Annotated in this window: 21 protein-coding genes; 5 read left to right on the top strand and 16 right to left on the bottom strand. The window is 43.7% G+C overall.

The window, feature by feature from the left end; all coding sequences use genetic code 11:
* Window positions 1-19: 19 nt before the first annotated feature.
* Window positions 20-1,234 carry an FprA family A-type flavoprotein gene (locus tag MBUR_RS12375; protein ID WP_011500369.1) on the bottom strand — a complete coding sequence of 405 codons (1,215 nt, stop codon included), beginning with the start codon at window positions 1,232-1,234 and terminating at the stop codon, window positions 20-22.
* A gap of 18 nt (window positions 1,235-1,252) precedes the next feature.
* Window positions 1,253-1,669: a ferritin family protein gene (locus MBUR_RS13620; RefSeq protein WP_232222167.1), complete on the bottom strand. Its 417-nt coding sequence runs from the start codon at window positions 1,667-1,669 to the stop codon at window positions 1,253-1,255.
* Window positions 1,670-2,014: 345 nt separating this feature from the next.
* On the opposite strand from MBUR_RS13620, the gene MBUR_RS12365 reads away from it, so the two are divergent.
* On the top strand, window positions 2,015-3,118 hold the full coding sequence (locus tag MBUR_RS12365) for an inositol-3-phosphate synthase (RefSeq protein ID WP_011500368.1): 1,104 nt from the start codon (window positions 2,015-2,017) through the stop codon (window positions 3,116-3,118).
* Between the two features lie 97 nt (window positions 3,119-3,215).
* Here the strand turns inward: MBUR_RS12365 and afpA are convergent, their stop codons facing one another.
* The 8 genes from afpA to MBUR_RS12325 all read right to left on the bottom strand — a co-directional run bounded on the left by afpA (window position 3,216) and on the right by MBUR_RS12325 (window position 8,133).
* Entirely contained in the window at window positions 3,216-3,758 is a 543-nt protein-coding gene (afpA, locus tag MBUR_RS12360; RefSeq protein ID WP_011500367.1) for an archaeoflavoprotein AfpA, read from the bottom strand.
* A gap of 14 nt (window positions 3,759-3,772) precedes the next feature.
* A complete protein-coding gene (gene rbr, locus MBUR_RS12355; protein WP_011500366.1) occupies window positions 3,773-4,348 on the bottom strand; it encodes a rubrerythrin in 576 nt (191 codons plus the stop codon).
* A gap of 49 nt (window positions 4,349-4,397) precedes the next feature.
* Window positions 4,398-5,096, bottom strand: a complete 699-nt coding sequence (locus MBUR_RS12350) for a ferredoxin--NADP reductase (protein WP_011500365.1) — start codon at window positions 5,094-5,096, stop codon at window positions 4,398-4,400.
* Window positions 5,097-5,726, bottom strand: a complete 630-nt coding sequence (locus MBUR_RS12345; protein ID WP_011500364.1) for a flavodoxin family protein — start codon at window positions 5,724-5,726, stop codon at window positions 5,097-5,099.
* 15 nt (window positions 5,727-5,741) lie between these two features.
* Window positions 5,742-7,115, bottom strand: coding sequence for a multiheme c-type cytochrome (locus MBUR_RS12340; protein ID WP_011500363.1), 1,374 nt, complete (start codon window positions 7,113-7,115; stop codon window positions 5,742-5,744).
* Window positions 7,116-7,265: 150 nt separating this feature from the next.
* On the bottom strand, window positions 7,266-7,616 hold the full coding sequence (locus tag MBUR_RS12335) for a carboxymuconolactone decarboxylase family protein (RefSeq protein WP_011500362.1): 351 nt from the start codon (window positions 7,614-7,616) through the stop codon (window positions 7,266-7,268).
* 51 nt (window positions 7,617-7,667) lie between these two features.
* Window positions 7,668-7,886 carry a DUF2180 family protein gene (locus tag MBUR_RS12330; RefSeq protein ID WP_048063426.1) on the bottom strand — a complete coding sequence of 73 codons (219 nt, stop codon included), beginning with the start codon at window positions 7,884-7,886 and terminating at the stop codon, window positions 7,668-7,670.
* A 10-nt stretch (window positions 7,887-7,896) separates the two neighbouring features.
* Window positions 7,897-8,133 carry a DUF2180 family protein gene (locus tag MBUR_RS12325; RefSeq protein WP_011500360.1) on the bottom strand — a complete coding sequence of 79 codons (237 nt, stop codon included), beginning with the start codon at window positions 8,131-8,133 and terminating at the stop codon, window positions 7,897-7,899.
* 575 nt (window positions 8,134-8,708) lie between these two features.
* On the opposite strand from MBUR_RS12325, the gene mer reads away from it, so the two are divergent.
* Genes mer through MBUR_RS12310 form a run of 3 tightly spaced genes read left to right on the top strand, consistent with a single transcriptional unit; the run spans window position 8,709 to window position 11,250 of the window.
* Window positions 8,709-9,695: a 5,10-methylenetetrahydromethanopterin reductase gene (gene mer, locus MBUR_RS12320; RefSeq protein WP_011500359.1), complete on the top strand. Its 987-nt coding sequence runs from the start codon at window positions 8,709-8,711 to the stop codon at window positions 9,693-9,695.
* The gene (fpoF, locus tag MBUR_RS12315) at window positions 9,695-10,726 is read left to right on the top strand and encodes a F420H2 dehydrogenase subunit FpoF (protein ID WP_011500358.1); all 1,032 of its coding nucleotides are present in this window, start codon (window positions 9,695-9,697) and stop codon (window positions 10,724-10,726) included. Before mer ends, fpoF begins: the two co-directional genes overlap by 1 nt.
* A gap of 11 nt (window positions 10,727-10,737) precedes the next feature.
* Complete coding sequence (locus MBUR_RS12310) at window positions 10,738-11,250, top strand: nicotinamide-nucleotide adenylyltransferase (RefSeq protein WP_011500357.1); 513 nt, start codon at window positions 10,738-10,740, stop codon at window positions 11,248-11,250.
* Between the two features lie 96 nt (window positions 11,251-11,346).
* Here the strand turns inward: MBUR_RS12310 and MBUR_RS12305 are convergent, their stop codons facing one another.
* Entirely contained in the window at window positions 11,347-11,802 is a 456-nt protein-coding gene (locus MBUR_RS12305; RefSeq protein ID WP_011500356.1) for an OB-fold protein, read from the bottom strand.
* Window positions 11,803-11,914: 112 nt separating this feature from the next.
* Between MBUR_RS12305 and MBUR_RS12300 the strand changes: the two genes are divergently transcribed.
* Window positions 11,915-12,109, top strand: a complete 195-nt coding sequence (locus MBUR_RS12300) for a hypothetical protein (RefSeq protein WP_011500355.1) — start codon at window positions 11,915-11,917, stop codon at window positions 12,107-12,109.
* Window positions 12,110-12,112: 3 nt separating this feature from the next.
* On the opposite strand, the gene MBUR_RS12295 is transcribed toward MBUR_RS12300, so the two are convergent.
* Genes MBUR_RS12295 through trpD form a run of 5 tightly spaced genes read right to left on the bottom strand, consistent with a single transcriptional unit; the run spans window position 12,113 to window position 16,523 of the window.
* On the bottom strand, window positions 12,113-12,658 hold the full coding sequence (locus tag MBUR_RS12295) for an adenylate kinase family protein (protein WP_048063688.1): 546 nt from the start codon (window positions 12,656-12,658) through the stop codon (window positions 12,113-12,115).
* A gap of 26 nt (window positions 12,659-12,684) precedes the next feature.
* Complete coding sequence (locus MBUR_RS12290; RefSeq protein WP_011500353.1) at window positions 12,685-13,275, bottom strand: aminodeoxychorismate/anthranilate synthase component II; 591 nt, start codon at window positions 13,273-13,275, stop codon at window positions 12,685-12,687.
* Complete coding sequence (gene trpE, locus MBUR_RS12285; RefSeq protein WP_011500352.1) at window positions 13,272-14,843, bottom strand: anthranilate synthase component I; 1,572 nt, start codon at window positions 14,841-14,843, stop codon at window positions 13,272-13,274. The genes MBUR_RS12290 and trpE overlap by 4 nt, the downstream gene beginning before the upstream one ends.
* Window positions 14,840-15,508, bottom strand: a complete 669-nt coding sequence (locus MBUR_RS12280; protein ID WP_011500351.1) for a phosphoribosylanthranilate isomerase — start codon at window positions 15,506-15,508, stop codon at window positions 14,840-14,842. Before MBUR_RS12280 ends, trpE begins: the two co-directional genes overlap by 4 nt.
* Entirely contained in the window at window positions 15,462-16,523 is a 1,062-nt protein-coding gene (trpD, locus tag MBUR_RS12275) for an anthranilate phosphoribosyltransferase (protein WP_011500350.1), read from the bottom strand. The genes MBUR_RS12280 and trpD overlap by 47 nt, the downstream gene beginning before the upstream one ends.
* Between the last annotated feature and the right edge of the window lie 45 nt (window positions 16,524-16,568).

The raw sequence follows: 16,568 nt of genomic DNA, 5'->3' as shown, positions 1-16,568 counted from the left end.
TATTCAATTAAAATCAATATCATTCAGCTTTATCCAATGCAAGCTGTGCGAGCCTGACTCCGAGTTCCCGACACGCCTTAAGATCATCTTCATATGGCCGATACTTTGCCTGAAGTCCTGGTTCAATTACCTCAAGCCCAGCAGATGCCATCATTTCCTCAACATGCTTAACCGCACCGCCACCCCAGCCAAATGAACCGAAAGCAACAGCACTCTTACCCTTCGGGCGAAGCCCTTTAAGGTATGTAAGGAAACCGGATATCGTAAAGAACATGGTACCATGCATGGTAGGAGAACCAACAGCAATGACAGGAGAAGACAGGAGTTCCCGTAACATCATACTCCAATCATTTTTCCGAAGGTGGAACATTCTGGCTTCAACACCACATTCAGAGACACCTTCAACGATCTCCTTTGCCATGATCTCAGTACTACCCCACATAGTGTCATAGATAACCAAGACCTTTGGAACAGCTTCTCCTTTAGCCCATTTGATATAAGCTTCTACCACCCTCATAGGTTCCTTTCGCCATATAACCCCATGAGAAGGAGCTATCATATCGAATTCAAGCCCAAGTTCTGCGATCTTATCAGCATACTTTAGCACCTTAGAACCAAATGGAAGAAGGATATTCGCATAATATATTGCAGCATCTTCCAAAGCACCACATTCCACCTCATCCTCGAACCTCACCGAAGTGGCTAAATGCTGGCCAAATGCATCATTGGAGAACAATATCCGATCTTCTTTCAAATATGTCTGCATACTATCCGGCCAGTGCAACATGGGAGTCTCAAGAAACATAAGTGTCCGTGAGCCGATGTCAAGCTCATAGCCAGTATCAACTATTTCAAAATCCCACGCACTACAGCCGTTAGCTTCATAGTGCTCTTCAAGCCCGACCTTACCACGCTTAGTACAGAAGATCTTCGCATCCTTTGCTAACTCCATGATAGCAGGCAAACCACTTGAATGGTCCATCTCCACATGATTACAGATGATATGATCTATCTTCGAAGGGTTTACGACCTTTCGGATCCTCTTGATCATCTCCGGTGCAAAGTCACCCTTGACAGTATCAATAAGAGTGACCTTATCATCAACTATCAGATACGCATTGTAAGTGCCACCCCGTGGAGTCGCATAGCCGTGGAAATCGCGCAGATTCCAGTCAACTACACCTACCCAGTAGATACCTTTGGCAATTTCAAGAGTATCATTTATCAGATCCATGAACAGAACCTCGTAGCTTTACGTCTGCATCCTGAAATCAGTAGCAGATTCAAGGAAACCATCTATAAGATCATAATGACCGCGTTCAACCGAAGAAAGCCTTTCGAAGAATTCTTCCTGTTTTGAATCAGAAGCATTCCTTGCAAGCATACTGTAAAGATCCTCAGTCTTACGTTCAAGCCTCATTGCAGCAAGAAGTATACCCACCTCACCAAGATCGCCACTGGCAAACTCTGACGAAAAAGCACTCTTGAAGTTATGAACATCAGGATCACTCTCTAACAGAAGAACTTCCCCTTCAAGATAGTTCATTAAGTATTGAGAATGCTTTTTCTCCTCATCAGCAAGATAAAGGAAAAGCTCTTTTGCAGCAAGATCCTTCGTTTTCCGGGAGAACTCAAGATAAAATTCCCGGCCCTGATCCTCAAAGGATATACCGAGTTTTACTGCATCTTCAATGGAATCTATATCACCCAGTCCATAAGATTCATTTTCTGCTTCTGAAATAATATCATCTCCATTATTTTGTTTAAAGACCAGACAAGCCCTTTGGTAGCGCTTGCATTTATTTCTCCATCAATACAGAAACAAGATCTCCAAAAAAAGAACAGCTTTCACACCTTAAAAACCTTTCTAACCCAAACGCTCCTCTAAAGACATAACCGAATCCAATAACCATTATATTAGAAACCTTTTTATTTACTGGTAAACATTAGGACATTGCATAACGATTATAGAATATACATAGTCAATCGTTCACTTTAGTTAAGAGGAAGCGTTATGGACAAGATAAAAATCGCAATCGCAGGACTTGGCAACTGTGCCAGTTCACTGATCCAGGGCCTTGAGTACTATAAAGACAAAGAGGAAAAAGATGCGATAGGACTTATGCATTGGGAAATTGGTGGGTACAGACCTTTTGATATTGAAGTAGTCGCAGCATTTGACATTGATGAGAGGAAGGTTGGAAAGGACGTATCAGAAGCCATTTTTGCACATCCGAACTGTACGACCGTATTCTGTCCAGAGATACCAGAGACCGGAGTAAAGGTCACAATGGGAAACATTAAGGACGGTGTGTCCGAACACATGGTGAACTACGAAGACCAGTATAAGTTCATTCCAGCAACAGAACCTGAATCTACAGAAGAAGATGTCACATCCATTCTAAAGGACTCCGGTGCGGAGATACTTTTGAACTTCCTTCCAGTAGGATCTGAAGAGGGAACTAAATTCTATGCACAATGTGCACTCGATGCAAATGTCGCATTTGTCAACAATATGCCAGTATTCATTGCGAGCAACCCCGAATGGGCACAGAAATTTGCGGACAAGGGAATTCCAATAATCGGCGATGATATTAAAGCACAGCTTGGTGCAACCATAACACACCGTACCCTTGCAGACCTTTTCAATAAAAGGGGAGTTAAACTGGAGCGAACATACCAGCTCAACACTGGTGGCAATACCGATTTCCTCAACATGCTCAACCGCGACAGGCTTTCTTCAAAGAAGACCTCAAAGACAGAAGCGGTCCAGTCAGTACTTACAGAAAGGCTTGACGATCATAACATCCATATCGGACCAAGCGATTACGTCCCATGGCAGCAGGACAACAAGCTATGTTTCCTGAGAATGGAAGGAAAGCTCTTCGGAGACGTACCAATGAACATCGAACTTCGTCTTTCGGTAGAGGATTCACCAAACTCCGCAGGAGTTGTCATTGATGCCATACGCTGCTGTAAACTTGCACTGGTCAGAGGAGTAGGCGGAATACTCTATTCACCATCATCATACTTCATGAAACACCCACCTCAGCAGTTCACTGACGATGTGGCACACCTCATGACAAATGAGTTCATAGAAGGCAAAAGAGAGAACTGAGCTATTTTAAGATCGAGATCCAACAGAGGATACAGAATATTGTTAGAAATAAAATAATAAAATGATGGGACTTCCGGAACTAGCCGGAAACCATCACTTATTTTTCTACACCGAGGATCTGGTAAATATCTTCCGGTTTTTCGATGAGCGTTATATTTTCCATCTGTGAAAGTTTCTCAGAATTGGAAACATCTATTTCACGCATCTTCAACGTCATCTTCCTCCCACTGGGTGCATAAGTATCCACAGTTCCACGTTTCTGATCAACTGCAAGAATATAGATAGGCGTATCACCTTTTGCGGTCTGTGCAACTACATTCGTAACAAGCGTATCGGCGATGCCGTGAACGATCTTAGCCACACTGTTAGCCGTTGCAGGTGAAATAATCAAAGCATCGTAATGACCCACCTGGAGAGGGCCTGCAATGAAAGGCGAGTTCGGACCCACACCGGTCTTGAAATTAGGGAAATCCCTCTGAATATCATCCCAAATACGATACCATTTCATAACGGTCTCCCCCTCCTTTGAAAGGAAGACCATGAACTCAAGATCAGTACGCTTCTGAATGTCCTTCATGACCTGATACGTCTCAACGATCTGGTCACCAGAACCTGTAATACCCCATGCAATACGTTTCATATCATAAACCCCCATCAGTAGTTCTCTGCCTTAACCTCGAAATATCCCATTGGGTGATCACATGCAGGACATTTATCCGGAGCTGCAGGACCTTCATGAATATAACCACAGTTGCGACATCTCCATGCAACGGTACCATCCTTTCTGAATACCATCTCGAGATCCAGATTGGCAGCAAGTTTAAGATAACGCTCTTCATGTCCTTTTTCTGCAACAGCTATATGCCTGAACACAGAAGCGATCTCCAGGAATCCTTCACTTTCAGCGATCTTGGCAAATTCCGGATACATAGTAGTATGTTCGTAGTTCTCGCCAGCAGCCGCAGCTTCAAGATTATCCCTTGTACTTGATATCACGCCTGCAGGAAAAGAAGCTGTGACCTCAACATCTCCGCCCTCAAGGAACTTGAAGAGCCTCTTTGCATGTTCCTTCTCATTATCTGCGGTCTCAGCGAAGATAGCGGAGATCTGATCATACCCCGCTTTTCTGGCAACTGAAGCAAAGTACGTATACCGATTCCTTGCCTGTGATTCGCCTGCAAAGGCTTTCAATAGATTTTTTTCAGTTTCAGTTTCTTTGATACAACTCATTGATATACCTCATATTTTTATTTCAAAAAACATCATTAATAGATAATACTTAGAATCCCACAAGTGCTTCTTTCTTGATCTGTTCTTTAGGAATTCCCATATTAAGAAGTAGTTCTTCAACGGACTTCATCATTGGAGGAGGGCCACAAACATAGACAGTACGTTCCAGGATATCAGAAATATAGTCCAATATCATTGGTTCACATATACGCCCAGTACAACCCAGCCAATCAGTATCTGCGCGTGTCAGCGTATGTACGACCTTCATGTTAGGATGTGAACGCCCCATCTCGTCCAGTTCATCCCCGAATGCAATATCAGATTCCACCTTATTGCTATCAAGGAACACGATGTCCGTACCAGTCTTACTATCGCTGCAATACCTGCATATACTGATCATAGGAGTAATGCCAATACCACCGCTGATGAGGGCGATCTTATTATACTCGCCTTCAAAAGTGAACCTGCCATTGGGACCGTTGATAATAAGAACATCACCCGGAACCATTGCATCAAGTGCATCAGAGTATTCATGACCGGTAAGTTTTTTAGTGAATTCCAGATGATCTTTTTCAGTAGGACTGCTGGATATTGTCAAGGGCTTACGCTGCATTTCACCATTTACGGGAATACTAACAAACAAATACTGTCCGGCCTTGTACTCAAAATCTTCAGGCCTTTTGAAACGGAAACTTTTCACATCGTGCGTCTGTTCTATAATTTCAGTGATAGGAGCTTCGAATTCCACTTAAATATCCTCCGATGGTATTTTTTTTAACATTTGAGCCGTCTGAATAAGCCTTCGAACCGTCTTTCGCATACTTCTTAAACCTTCATCATCCACTTCAATGCCATCGGCACCTTTATCCTGTGACCAGAACGTACCTCCGAGATTAGAACCAAATGAACCACCTGACACAGGGATCATTTCGCTGATGATATAAAAATTATGTATAACCTGTAAAGCCGGTTCCTGCCCGCCCACACGGTCACCGCCGTCAGCCATACCGGCACCCACCTTATTCATAAAGACCTTCGGGTCACGGGCAACAACTGCACGGCACCTATCCATTATTGTTTTAGTCTGACCACTGACCGTACCCTGATAGACAGGGGTGCCAATTATCCAGGCATCTGCCCACTCCATTTTCTCATAAAGTTCCACAATATCATCTTTGTGGATACATCCCTGTTTTGTTCTTACGCAATGGTCACAGTGGATACAGAATTTCAGATCCTTGCCTTTAGCAGAGAAATATTCAATTTCCACACCATATTTTTCCTCAGCATACTTCAAAGCCTCCCTGACCATTCTATCAGTGGCTTTTTTTCGAGGGCTGCCCGAGATCCCAAGCAGCTTTATCGCATTATCAGACATATCATTTCTCCAATATCATTTTAGGATCCTGCCAACACAACCAGCTGCGATCAGTGAAAATATAAGCAATATTACACCAAATCCCGGTGTTGAACTTGAAGGCACTTCAGCCTCCCCATTAATAGAACCATAGGCTTTTGCCATATCAATCACAGGAACTTCATGAGTACCCTTCCCGAACAGTTCATCAACAATACTCTGAGGTGCGGAGCGGTATAATAGTTTTGCTTCAACGAGAATAGGATCCGCAGCTCCCTCCGGCATAACGAACGAATGGGATTCGACCGCTGTATCGCCTGGAAGGATTCGATTATCGGAAACAATAGCCTCAGCTTGCCATAGTTTAGTTGTCACATCCCCATCAGCATCGGAAAGGACCGTATGATAGATAATACCCTCTTCGACATTCCCCTCACCATCAAGCGTTCCGGAACTGTATAATAGTACCCCATCGGCATCAGTTACTGAGACAGATACCCACATCTGCCTTATTTCAGAGATCCCCGTAGGCAATTTATGACCGGCACCGGAATTGGTAACAGAGACTTTGATAGAAACATCATCACCGGAAATTGCATCTTCCGGTGCATCCACTTCAAGCGTTGCAGCCTTTTGGAGCCTTTCCACAGCAGCATCACCGGCTTTTCCATCAGTTAGGATATCAAGCATGAAGTAGTTGCCACCAACGATCTCATGTACAGGAATATGGTCCCTCTTAGGAGAACTGGACGCTGATCGGCCAGGGTCTGCTTCGAAATGTGTTATACCCGGGCTCATGTGACAATCCTGACAAACCACACCTTCTTCTGCATAAGAGCTCTCGGACCAGAAAGTGTAAGTATCATCAAGAGGCAGGCCATTAAAAGGGCTGTTCACATTATGACACATACCGCAATATTCAGCCTCCGTGTAAAGACCATTGAACTCGGACTCATGGAAAGCCGAAGGTGCATCATCACGCGGGCCCCATTTAACATCGCCAGGACTTGAAACGAATGAACCGTCACCAATACCTGCACTTTCGGATACTGTGTGACAGAAATCACATTGGACACCTTCCGCAGCCACATCACTTATCATAGAGCCATCGATGGGAGGAACTTCACCACTGACAACACCTATGGGCGTGTGGCAGCGGGAACAGAACTCATCGGTCTGACCGTTGGTATCTTCACTTGCAAGCAGAGCCTCTTTCTGATACAGAGGGTCGGAATAAGCAAAAGCATGCATGCTACCTTCATGCTGACTACGCAATATAGCATGGCAATTCGCACATTTAGAATTGGTCACGAAATCTTCAGAGTTCAACTCATCAAATCCTGTAGGATCAACGGCTGAGGCAGTACATGTGACAAACAGGATCGCAGCTACGAACAATAAGAATGTCAAAGCTAAATGAATGGACTTAATATGAGAAACCCCCTGAGATCATTTTTAAAAATTAATGAACAAGGGAACAAGCCCTAAAAAAAGAAGGTCGATGAGAATTTATTCGACCCAGATGGTATTGTGCCCTTATCCTTCGACCGAACGATTGAGTTATTTCAACATTTTTAGCGCATCCCGGCATGCTGCCACAGCAGGTGCACCGGATGTTACGGAAATAACTTCCATGGTTTCCATTATCTCCTCTTTTGTCGCACCATTCTTCAATGCACTTTTCATCTGTGCCACCGTACAGGATTCACACTGCTTGGAAGCTACAACAGCAAGTGCCATCAATATTTTTACTTTTGCCGGGAGGGCACCGTCTGTAAGGATCTTATGATCGCATCGGGTGTACTTCTTTACAAAATGAGGATCCAGTTCATGTAAGGTCTCAAGTATTTGAGGGGTGAACCCCATCTTATCGCCAATATCGTCTATTATTTTTCTGCTTTCTTCACTCATATTATGTCACTCCCTAATTAATAATTTATAAATTTATAAACATCAATGTGATCAGTCAAAGGCATCAACAATGGTGTTGCTCAGGCAATACTTGCACAGGATCTTTGTAAGGCCGTTGTGCATACGCTTAGTATGAGGTGGTGCCCCTGCTGAGACCGAAAGAAGAAGTTCTTTCGAGTGGTTCACACAAATTCCTTTTCCACATAAAATACAGACAGCTGCAGCTTCAGTGTCGTTGCCCTCTTCCATACAATCATAACATTTCATCATGGTATCCACCTCACTGGTTCCCTATTAGAGCATCATGGCATGGTGTGCACACAATCTTGAGCATTGGCTGCATGTCCTTTATCTTGCAGGAATCGCCCATACAACTTAGCTTGATGTCATATTCTCCATCCCATTTTGGAATTTTCTCACGCATAAGATGGTCTTTGCAAACCCCCCTGCCACATACAATGCAGATGCCTAAAACATCCGAGTCTTTTTCGTTCTTTGCACATTCATAACATTTCATTCGATCACCCAATGTAGTATTTAGAAAAAGTGTTTGTTTGTAAATCGTTTCAACAGACATATGGGACAAGATTCCAAGATCGTCAATTTGTACATGCTCCCAGCATCAGCTTCTATCACTATTGCCATTGGGAGATGCATTGAGGAATATATTAAGAGACACCTGAAAAATGTAACAGGCAACCCAGAGTTCCTACTTAATTGAATGATAGACCAAGGAAATCCCCCTTGAATTCCATAAATGGAACCATTACTACTCTTGAAAATAGGTCAGATGGATATTTATGCATATCGGTATTTCAAAAGTGACAGAAGAACAGTGGGATGAAAAAGCAATTAAATATACAGGGAAAAAGAGAACATTTCACACATATTAACAGACTAATCAAACAAGAAATATAAGCTTAGCACGGATAATGTATTCCATTCGAGATAAACCAATAAGGTTTTAATATATGCACGTAATCCTAAATAGCATTATTAAATAGCATTATTAAATAGCATTATTAAATAGCATTATTAAATAGCATTATTAAATAGCATTATTAAATAGCATTATTAAATTGGAGGATTTAAATGACATTCGGAATAGAATTCGTGCCAAATGATCCAGTGCTTAAGATCGCACATTACGCAAAGCTCGCAGAACAGCAGGGATTTGACAATGTGTGGATCACTGACCACTACAACAATCGTGACGTTTACTCAACACTGGCAGTTCTTGCCATGAACACAAACAGCATCAAGATCGGTACCGGCGTTACAAACCCCTACACAAGGAACGCAGCCATCACAGCTTCAAGTATTGGTGCAATTAACGAGATATCCGGCGGACGTGCTATCTTAGGTCTTGGCCCTGGCGACAAGGCAACCTTCGATGCGATGGGAATTGAATGGGAAAAACCACTTACTACCACAAAGGAAAATATCTCTGCGCTTCGCTCATTCTTCGCAGGTGAGAAAGTAACAATGGACGGAGATATGGTCCAGTTCAGCGGTGCAAAGTTAGCATTCAAGACCGGTGACGTACCTATATACATGGGTGCACAGGGTCCAAAGATGCTCGAGCTCGCAGGAGAGGTCGCAGACGGTGTCCTTATCAATGCATCACACCCAAATGACTTTGAAGTAGCAGTAAAACAGATCACATCCGGTGCAAAGAAAGCAGGCAGAGATCCAAAGGACGTTGATGTTGCAGCATACGCATGCTTCTCAATTGACAAGGATGCTGCAAAAGCAAGAAGCGCAGCAAAGGTCGTTGTTGCATTCATTGTTGCAGGTTCACCTGACATGGTCCTTGAGCGCCACGGCATTGATGTCGCTGCAAAGGCAGACATCGGCGGAGCTATCGCAAAGGGCGACTTCGGAGCACTCATGGGTGACATGGTCACAAACAACATGATGGAATCATTCTCCATATCCGGTACACCAGACGACTGTAAAGCAAGGATCAATGAATTGCTTGACATCGGTGTCACTCAGATCGTTGCAGGTTCACCTATCGGACCTAACAAAGAAAAAGCGATCAAACTCATCGGAAAGGAGATCATCGGTGGGAACTGATGGTTAATCCTAAAATAATGGACGTCATTAACTTTGACGTCTGTACCGCTTGTGGGGCATGCGTTTCAGCATGTCCTGCCGGTGCAATAACAATGGGTGACAAGAAAGCTGAGATCCGCGACCCCGATAGCCTCGAACTGTACACACATGGTGCTGCCCCTAATGTATGTGAGGGATGTCTTACATGCAGCAGGATCTGCCCGGTCGTTGACGGTTACTTCGAGGACGAGTTCGCTAACGTCAGAAGCTTCCTTGCCGCAAAGAGCAACATTGCCGGTCAGGACGGTGGTGTTACTTCCGCTATTGCACGATCACTCCTTAGACAGGGTGAGATCGACTGTGTTGTCGGTATCACCAGGAATGAAAAATGGGAAACCGAGCTTGAGCTCTTCACAAGTGCAGAAGATGTCGAAAAAGCAAAGGGTACCAAATACACATACGATTCAGTCCTTTCAGTACTAAGAGATCCATTCAGCAAGTATGAAAAGATCGCTGTGATCGGAGTACCATGCCAGGCACACGGTGCAAGACTCATTTCAGAGAACGTCAACGACAAGATAGTCCTTATCATAGGTCTGCTCTGCATGGAAAGCTTCCACCAGGAAGTCATGACAGATAAGATAATACCTGAGATAATGGGCGTCAAAGCCGAGGATGTTGTCAAGATGGACTTTGGTAAAGGTAAGTTCTGGGCATACACCAAAGATGGTGAAGAGCACAGCGTACCTATCGCAAAGGTTGCCCCTCATGCAAGGAACCCATGCCACCACTGTAATGACTACACATCAGTCTTTGCAGACATAGCAGTAGGTTCAGTAGGCACACCAGATGGCTGGAACTCTGTACTTATACGCACCGATGCGGGTGAAAAGTACTTTAAGATGGTCGAAAGTGAACTTGAGTTCATGGAAGATCCAAAGCCGGGAATGTTCCTTATTGAGAAACTGACGAAAATGAAACATGACAACAACTCTGCACACTACCTGGAAGTGTGTGAGAAATTCTCATTCGATGATGGCGGTTTCCGTTAAAATTGTTGAGCATGAATATGAAAAGGGCATTTTACATCGGGCGCTTCCAACCATTCCATCTGGGGCATCACTCTGTGATAACCAGCATCGCCAAAGAGGTCGATGAACTTATAATAGGAATCGGAAGTGCCCAAACAAGCCATGAAGTGAATAATCCATTCACTGCAGGCGAAAGAGTTATGATGATCAGGCATGCTCTTGAAGACATTGACGTTCATTTTTATGCATTGCCCATAGACGACATACAGCAAAATCCTATATGGGTCTCTTATGTAACGTCCAGAACACCACCTTTTGATACAGTCTATGCCAATAACCCTCTTGTCATCGAACTTTTTGAAGAGACAGGAGTAATGGTAAAGCAGCCACCCATGTACCACAGGAATGAATATTCGGGTACAGAGATACGAAGACGTATGCTTGAAGGGGAAGAATGGAAACACCTTGTACCAAATGCGGTTGCTGATGTCATTGAAGAGATCAACGGTGTAAGACGCTTAAGACGCGTTGCGGGTACGGACTGAACCTAAATATCCAAAAATAAAAACAGTGATGGTGAAAGACACCATCAAATATAATTAATCAGATCATCTTTTTTAAAGCGAATTTATCTTACACCCTTAAACAACAAGGGAAGCTTCTTCAACCCAGATACCAACACTCTTCTGATAGCGTGTGATCCTGCCCAGGTAAGTGATCTCCTGACCTTTTATGAGCTTTGAAACAACATCGTTCTGATCCTGACTGAAAGTGACACCTGCATCAGAAAGTGAACCCGGGCAGTGCTGAACCTGAACTGTATAGGAGTCGCCATTATTAGTAACAGCAAATACAGTCCCTGTCCACTGAACGAAATTACCTTTATACCCTTCATCGATCAGAGTTGCGATTTCATCCTGAGTAACTTCAGGATCGCAATAAGCATCATCAAGATCATCAAATGATGTACTTATCACATCTACACCAAGATCGTCTGCAACTTCTGATACCACATCGGATTCCTCTGAATCAGAACATCCGGATACCATCAACACTAACATTAACAACAGAACAATTCCTATTTTTATAAATTTCATAATATACTCCCTTATGAAGATATAATTAAAATAGATAGGCAGTAAGTATATTTACATTTTACTAACAAATACATATTTAATAGAGATTGAACAAAGTGGAGAAGATAATAATATGACAACTACAAAAGAAAAAGCACCGGTTTTCTGTGAAAAATACTGCCCTGTTTGCAGAGGTGCAAGAGCAGGGATTGGAATTTGCAAAGCATTGCAAAAGATAGAATTGAGGATATGCGGGAAGAACGGATGTCCATGGGGTAAAGCCAGAACAGAATATTATGGCATCACCCCTGATAAGAAAATAGAGTGAGTGTCAGAGTATCCCCCCACTCCAGTCAAACGAACCAGGCATATACTTTTGATAGACCTCGGCATCATTGCCCGACAGAACACCCGAGATGATCTCTTCCACATCAGACACAACATCTTCTGCCATTCTTCCGGTAGTATCGATCTCATAGACTTTCTGACACCATTCCACAGACTCCACCAGAATAACGTCCAGACATTCGGCCTCCACATTCTCTTCGATCTTAGCATCAGAATAATCGCGCAGATTGAGACGTTCCCTAAGATCGGAAGGAGCAGTACGCAGAACTATGACCACATCGGCAATGTGATGGGCCATATGACTATCGATAATGTTCACCCCTTCATCATCACCGACCAGCTCACATACACGGGAAAAAACGCGGTCCATATCCGCAACCAGTGTATCCCGGCCCTCATCCACCTCAGAGTAAAGGCATTCATCTTTGATCAGATCGGTCAGGTAAAGCATATTATAGCCATGCTCCTGAAGAAGCCTGCTAACAGACGTTTTACCAGTACCCGGAGTTCCAGTTAATCCAATTATCATATTGGAAAAGATAGCACCAATGAACATTAATCCTTCGTTCGCATACCTGCCAACTTCAGGAAATTACCAACCAATTTCAACCCTTCAGGTGTCAGTATGGATTCCGGATGGAACTGCACCCCATAAACAGGATAAGATCTGTGTTTGATGCCCATTATGAGACCATTGTCATTCTCTGCTATCACATTGACATCCTTAGCCAGCTCATGGATAGAAAGGGAATGATACCTTCCTGCGGCAAATGTTCCAGAAATACCTTCGAACAGCTCAGATCCATCATGCGAGATCATTGAAGCCTTACCATGGACAGGACCATCAGGAGAATGACCGATGGTACCCCCATAAACAGTATTGATCGACTGGTGGCCAAGACATACACCAAGTATAGGCACATTAACACCAAACTCACGGATGATATAAAGACAATTTCCAATATCACGTGCATTGCCAGGATTTCCCGGACCCGGTGAGATAACTATTGCATCAGGTTTGATGTCCCGGACCTCCTCCACAGAAATAGTGTTGGGCACCACAACTGTATCGGATTCATACATGGACACATAGTCAACAAGATTCCATACAAAAGAATCCCTATTGTTAATGAAAAGCACTTTCATTTTTTGACCCCCATGGCAGTAAGCATAGCAGCCATCTTACGCTCTGTTTCCTCATATTCATATGTCGGATCGGAATCCGCCACAATTCCCGCACCCGCCTGAATATAAGCAGTATCACCATTAATAACAACGGTCCTGATCACGATAGCAGTATCCACATCACCGTTCCACGAATAGTAGCCGACACCGCCACCATAGACACCACGTGCGGATGTTTCGAACTCATCGATAATTTCCATTGCCCTTATCTTAGGTGCACCTGAAAGTGTACCTGCCGGAAAGATGGCACGGGTCGCATCGAACTGATCACACTCTGGCCTTAACACCCCGCAAACAGTACTTTCGATATGCTGTACATGAGAATACTTCACGACACTCATCAGGTCCTTTACTTTCACCGACCCGGACTGAGAGACCATACGGACATCGTTCCTCCCAAGGTCCACAAGCATAACATGTTCTGCACGCTCTTTCTCATCCGCCATCATATGAGCAGCATATTTCGCGTCCTCAGCCTTGTCCTTCCCACGAGGACATGTCCCAGCAATAGGATTCGTAATAACATTTTTCTTATGTACGGTCATAAGCGTCTCAGGACTTGCACCCACGATACTAAGATCATCGAAACTGAAAAGGTACATATACGGACTTGGATTTATTTCCCTTAAAGTACGATAAAGTTCAAGAGGGGACTGTTGCAGTCTGACAGAATATCTTCTGGATAAGACCACCTGGAAAATATCACCATCGATGATATGCTGCTTTGCAGTCATCACTGCTTTCTCGAAAACACCCTTGCCCATATTACACACTGGTTCGCCTGCATCCATTACCGGTGGCAAGATATCTTGTTCGACATCGCCTGCCAGACAGAGGTATTTATGCATTCTCTCTGCGTCATGCAAAGCACCAGCATATATAGCACCAGCATCACACCCGATATCCATGAACGGAGTCAGTACAATATACGTTTCCTCTGTGAGATGATCGAAAACGAATGTCTTCGTTGTGAGAATGAACTGCATATCAGGAATATCTGAATTATGACTTCTTTCAGCATCTAACCAACAGTCATACACAATGTCGTAACCATTGTAACCAATAGCACCGCCAAGGAAAGTCTGTCTGTCAAACCTTTCGCCGTTAAGCAAGACAGTCCCGTTCGCAGTAGGGAACACGGCCCTCAATGCATCAAGCACATCATGACCATCACGTATGACCGCTTTTAACAAACCATCAGTATCTTCAATAATGTCACATTCAGAAGCTATATTCTGCCGTACATTACTGATCAATGGTGAATCTGTCGTGCATTCCAGTACGAGGGTGCGACCACTTATCTTAACAACACCATCAGGGTAAGCACCTACAAATGAAAAGCGAGCATGACGTTTTTCCTTTTCCACTGATTCCAGCAGGTAGGAATATCTGTCCTTTTGTAATGTAGTGTAAAGCTGAAGTGGAGAGCAGTCTGACCTCACTTTAGCCATAAGCTGAACAATAGCAGGTTTTCCTACACCATATACAATATCCGTAAATTCCTCTTTTGTAAGATCGAACGAGATCATCTAACACACCTCACCGCATTCACAAAAGCAGCGACCTTATCAACATCTTTGAGTCCATCCGTTTCGACTCCCGAAGCAGTATCCACTGCAAAAGGAATGACCTCATTCACACAGGCTTTAACATTATCAGGGTTCAGACCGCCTGCCAATATGGCAGGAACATCTACAAGATCAACTACACGCTTACTTACGGAAAGGTCATGCAATTGACCGGTGCCTCCCACTTTGCCTGACACATATGAATCCAGCAGAACCCCATCAATAAGGTTTTCTGAAGTGAACATATTTATATTATTGCACAGATCGTCAGCAGACACATCCCCTTGAACATGGAAAGTGCGAATTATACTGACATCAGTATTATCCCTTAAAATCCTCATTTCCTCAATATCGAGTTGACTGTGAATCTGGACAACATCCGGTTTAGCAGTCCTGATCATATCGATAGCCTCCTGCGCTGAACCTGGCATTATTACCAGCACAGAATCCACAAAAAAAGGAACACTAGCTATAAGCTCTTTTGCCTTTTGGAGATCTATCTTGCGAGGAGTGTCCACGGGCACATCGGTTATAAAACCAACCGCATCCACCCCGGAACGTACTGAAAGATCAACGTCTTCAGCAGACTTCATTCCGCAGACTTTGACCCGTGTTAAATGCCTCATTATCCACCTTATTACCAGATGTAAATTCCACTAATTCTTTAAGCTTATTCAGTGCCTTCCTGCTATCAATAGCCTCTTCCGCCAAAGGAATAGCATCCTTTATCGAGATTGCCAGTCCTGCAACATATATCGCTGCAGCAGCATTGACAACGACTATATCGCGTTTTGCACCTTTTTCCCCATTGAGAATATACAGAAGGTCATGGGCATTTTCTTCAGGAGTGCCACCTACAATATCAGTAGCTTTTGCCCTTGCGACCCCTAATTCTTCAGGAGTGAGCGTGTAGTTTGAGATGATACCATCTTTAAGTTCAGCTACAAATGTTTCAGAAAGTGTTGAGATCTCATCCATGCCATCCCCGTGGAAGACCATTACATGTTCCTTTCCGAGTTTTTTGAGGACCTCAGCCATAAGATTGCAAAGATCTTTGTCAAAGACCCCGATAACCTGTGCCTTTGCACCGGTTGGATTTGTCAGAGGACCGAGAATATTGAACATTGTCCTTACAGCAAGCTCTTTTCTTGGACCTACCATCCGTTTCATTGCAGGATGGAATTTGGGAGCCAACATAAACCCTATCCCAATATCCTCAATTGAACTTTTAACAAGATCAGGTTCCAGATCGATCTTAACACCCAACTCTTTGAAAACATCTGCACTACCGGAAAGTGATGTGAACGAGTGGTTCCCATGCTTTGCAACGGTCACACCTGCAGCCGCAGCAACAATTGCAGCAGCTGTTGAGATATTAATAGTATTGTGCCGATCCCCTCCCGTGCCACATGTATCAACGAGTATACCATCAACCTTAGGACGGATCATGTTTGCAACATTTAGCATTCCTTTTGCAAACCCTGCCACCTCATCAGAAGTTTCACCTTTCATTTTCATACCCATCACAAATGCACCGACCTGTGCATCCGTAGCACTTTCGAGTATCTGTCCCATGGCAGCTTCAGATTCCACCATGGAGAGATCATGACCATCAATTAATTTCTGTAGATAATATTTCATGTAATCACCTTTGCATTTGTGTACAAGTATGTACATTAATGTATA

The organism is Methanococcoides burtonii DSM 6242, from assembly GCF_000013725.1.
Taxonomy (GTDB): domain Archaea; phylum Halobacteriota; class Methanosarcinia; order Methanosarcinales; family Methanosarcinaceae; genus Methanococcoides; species Methanococcoides burtonii.
The sequence above is the reverse complement of the archived record's forward strand: the minus strand, read 5'-3'. Positions and strand labels throughout refer to the sequence as shown.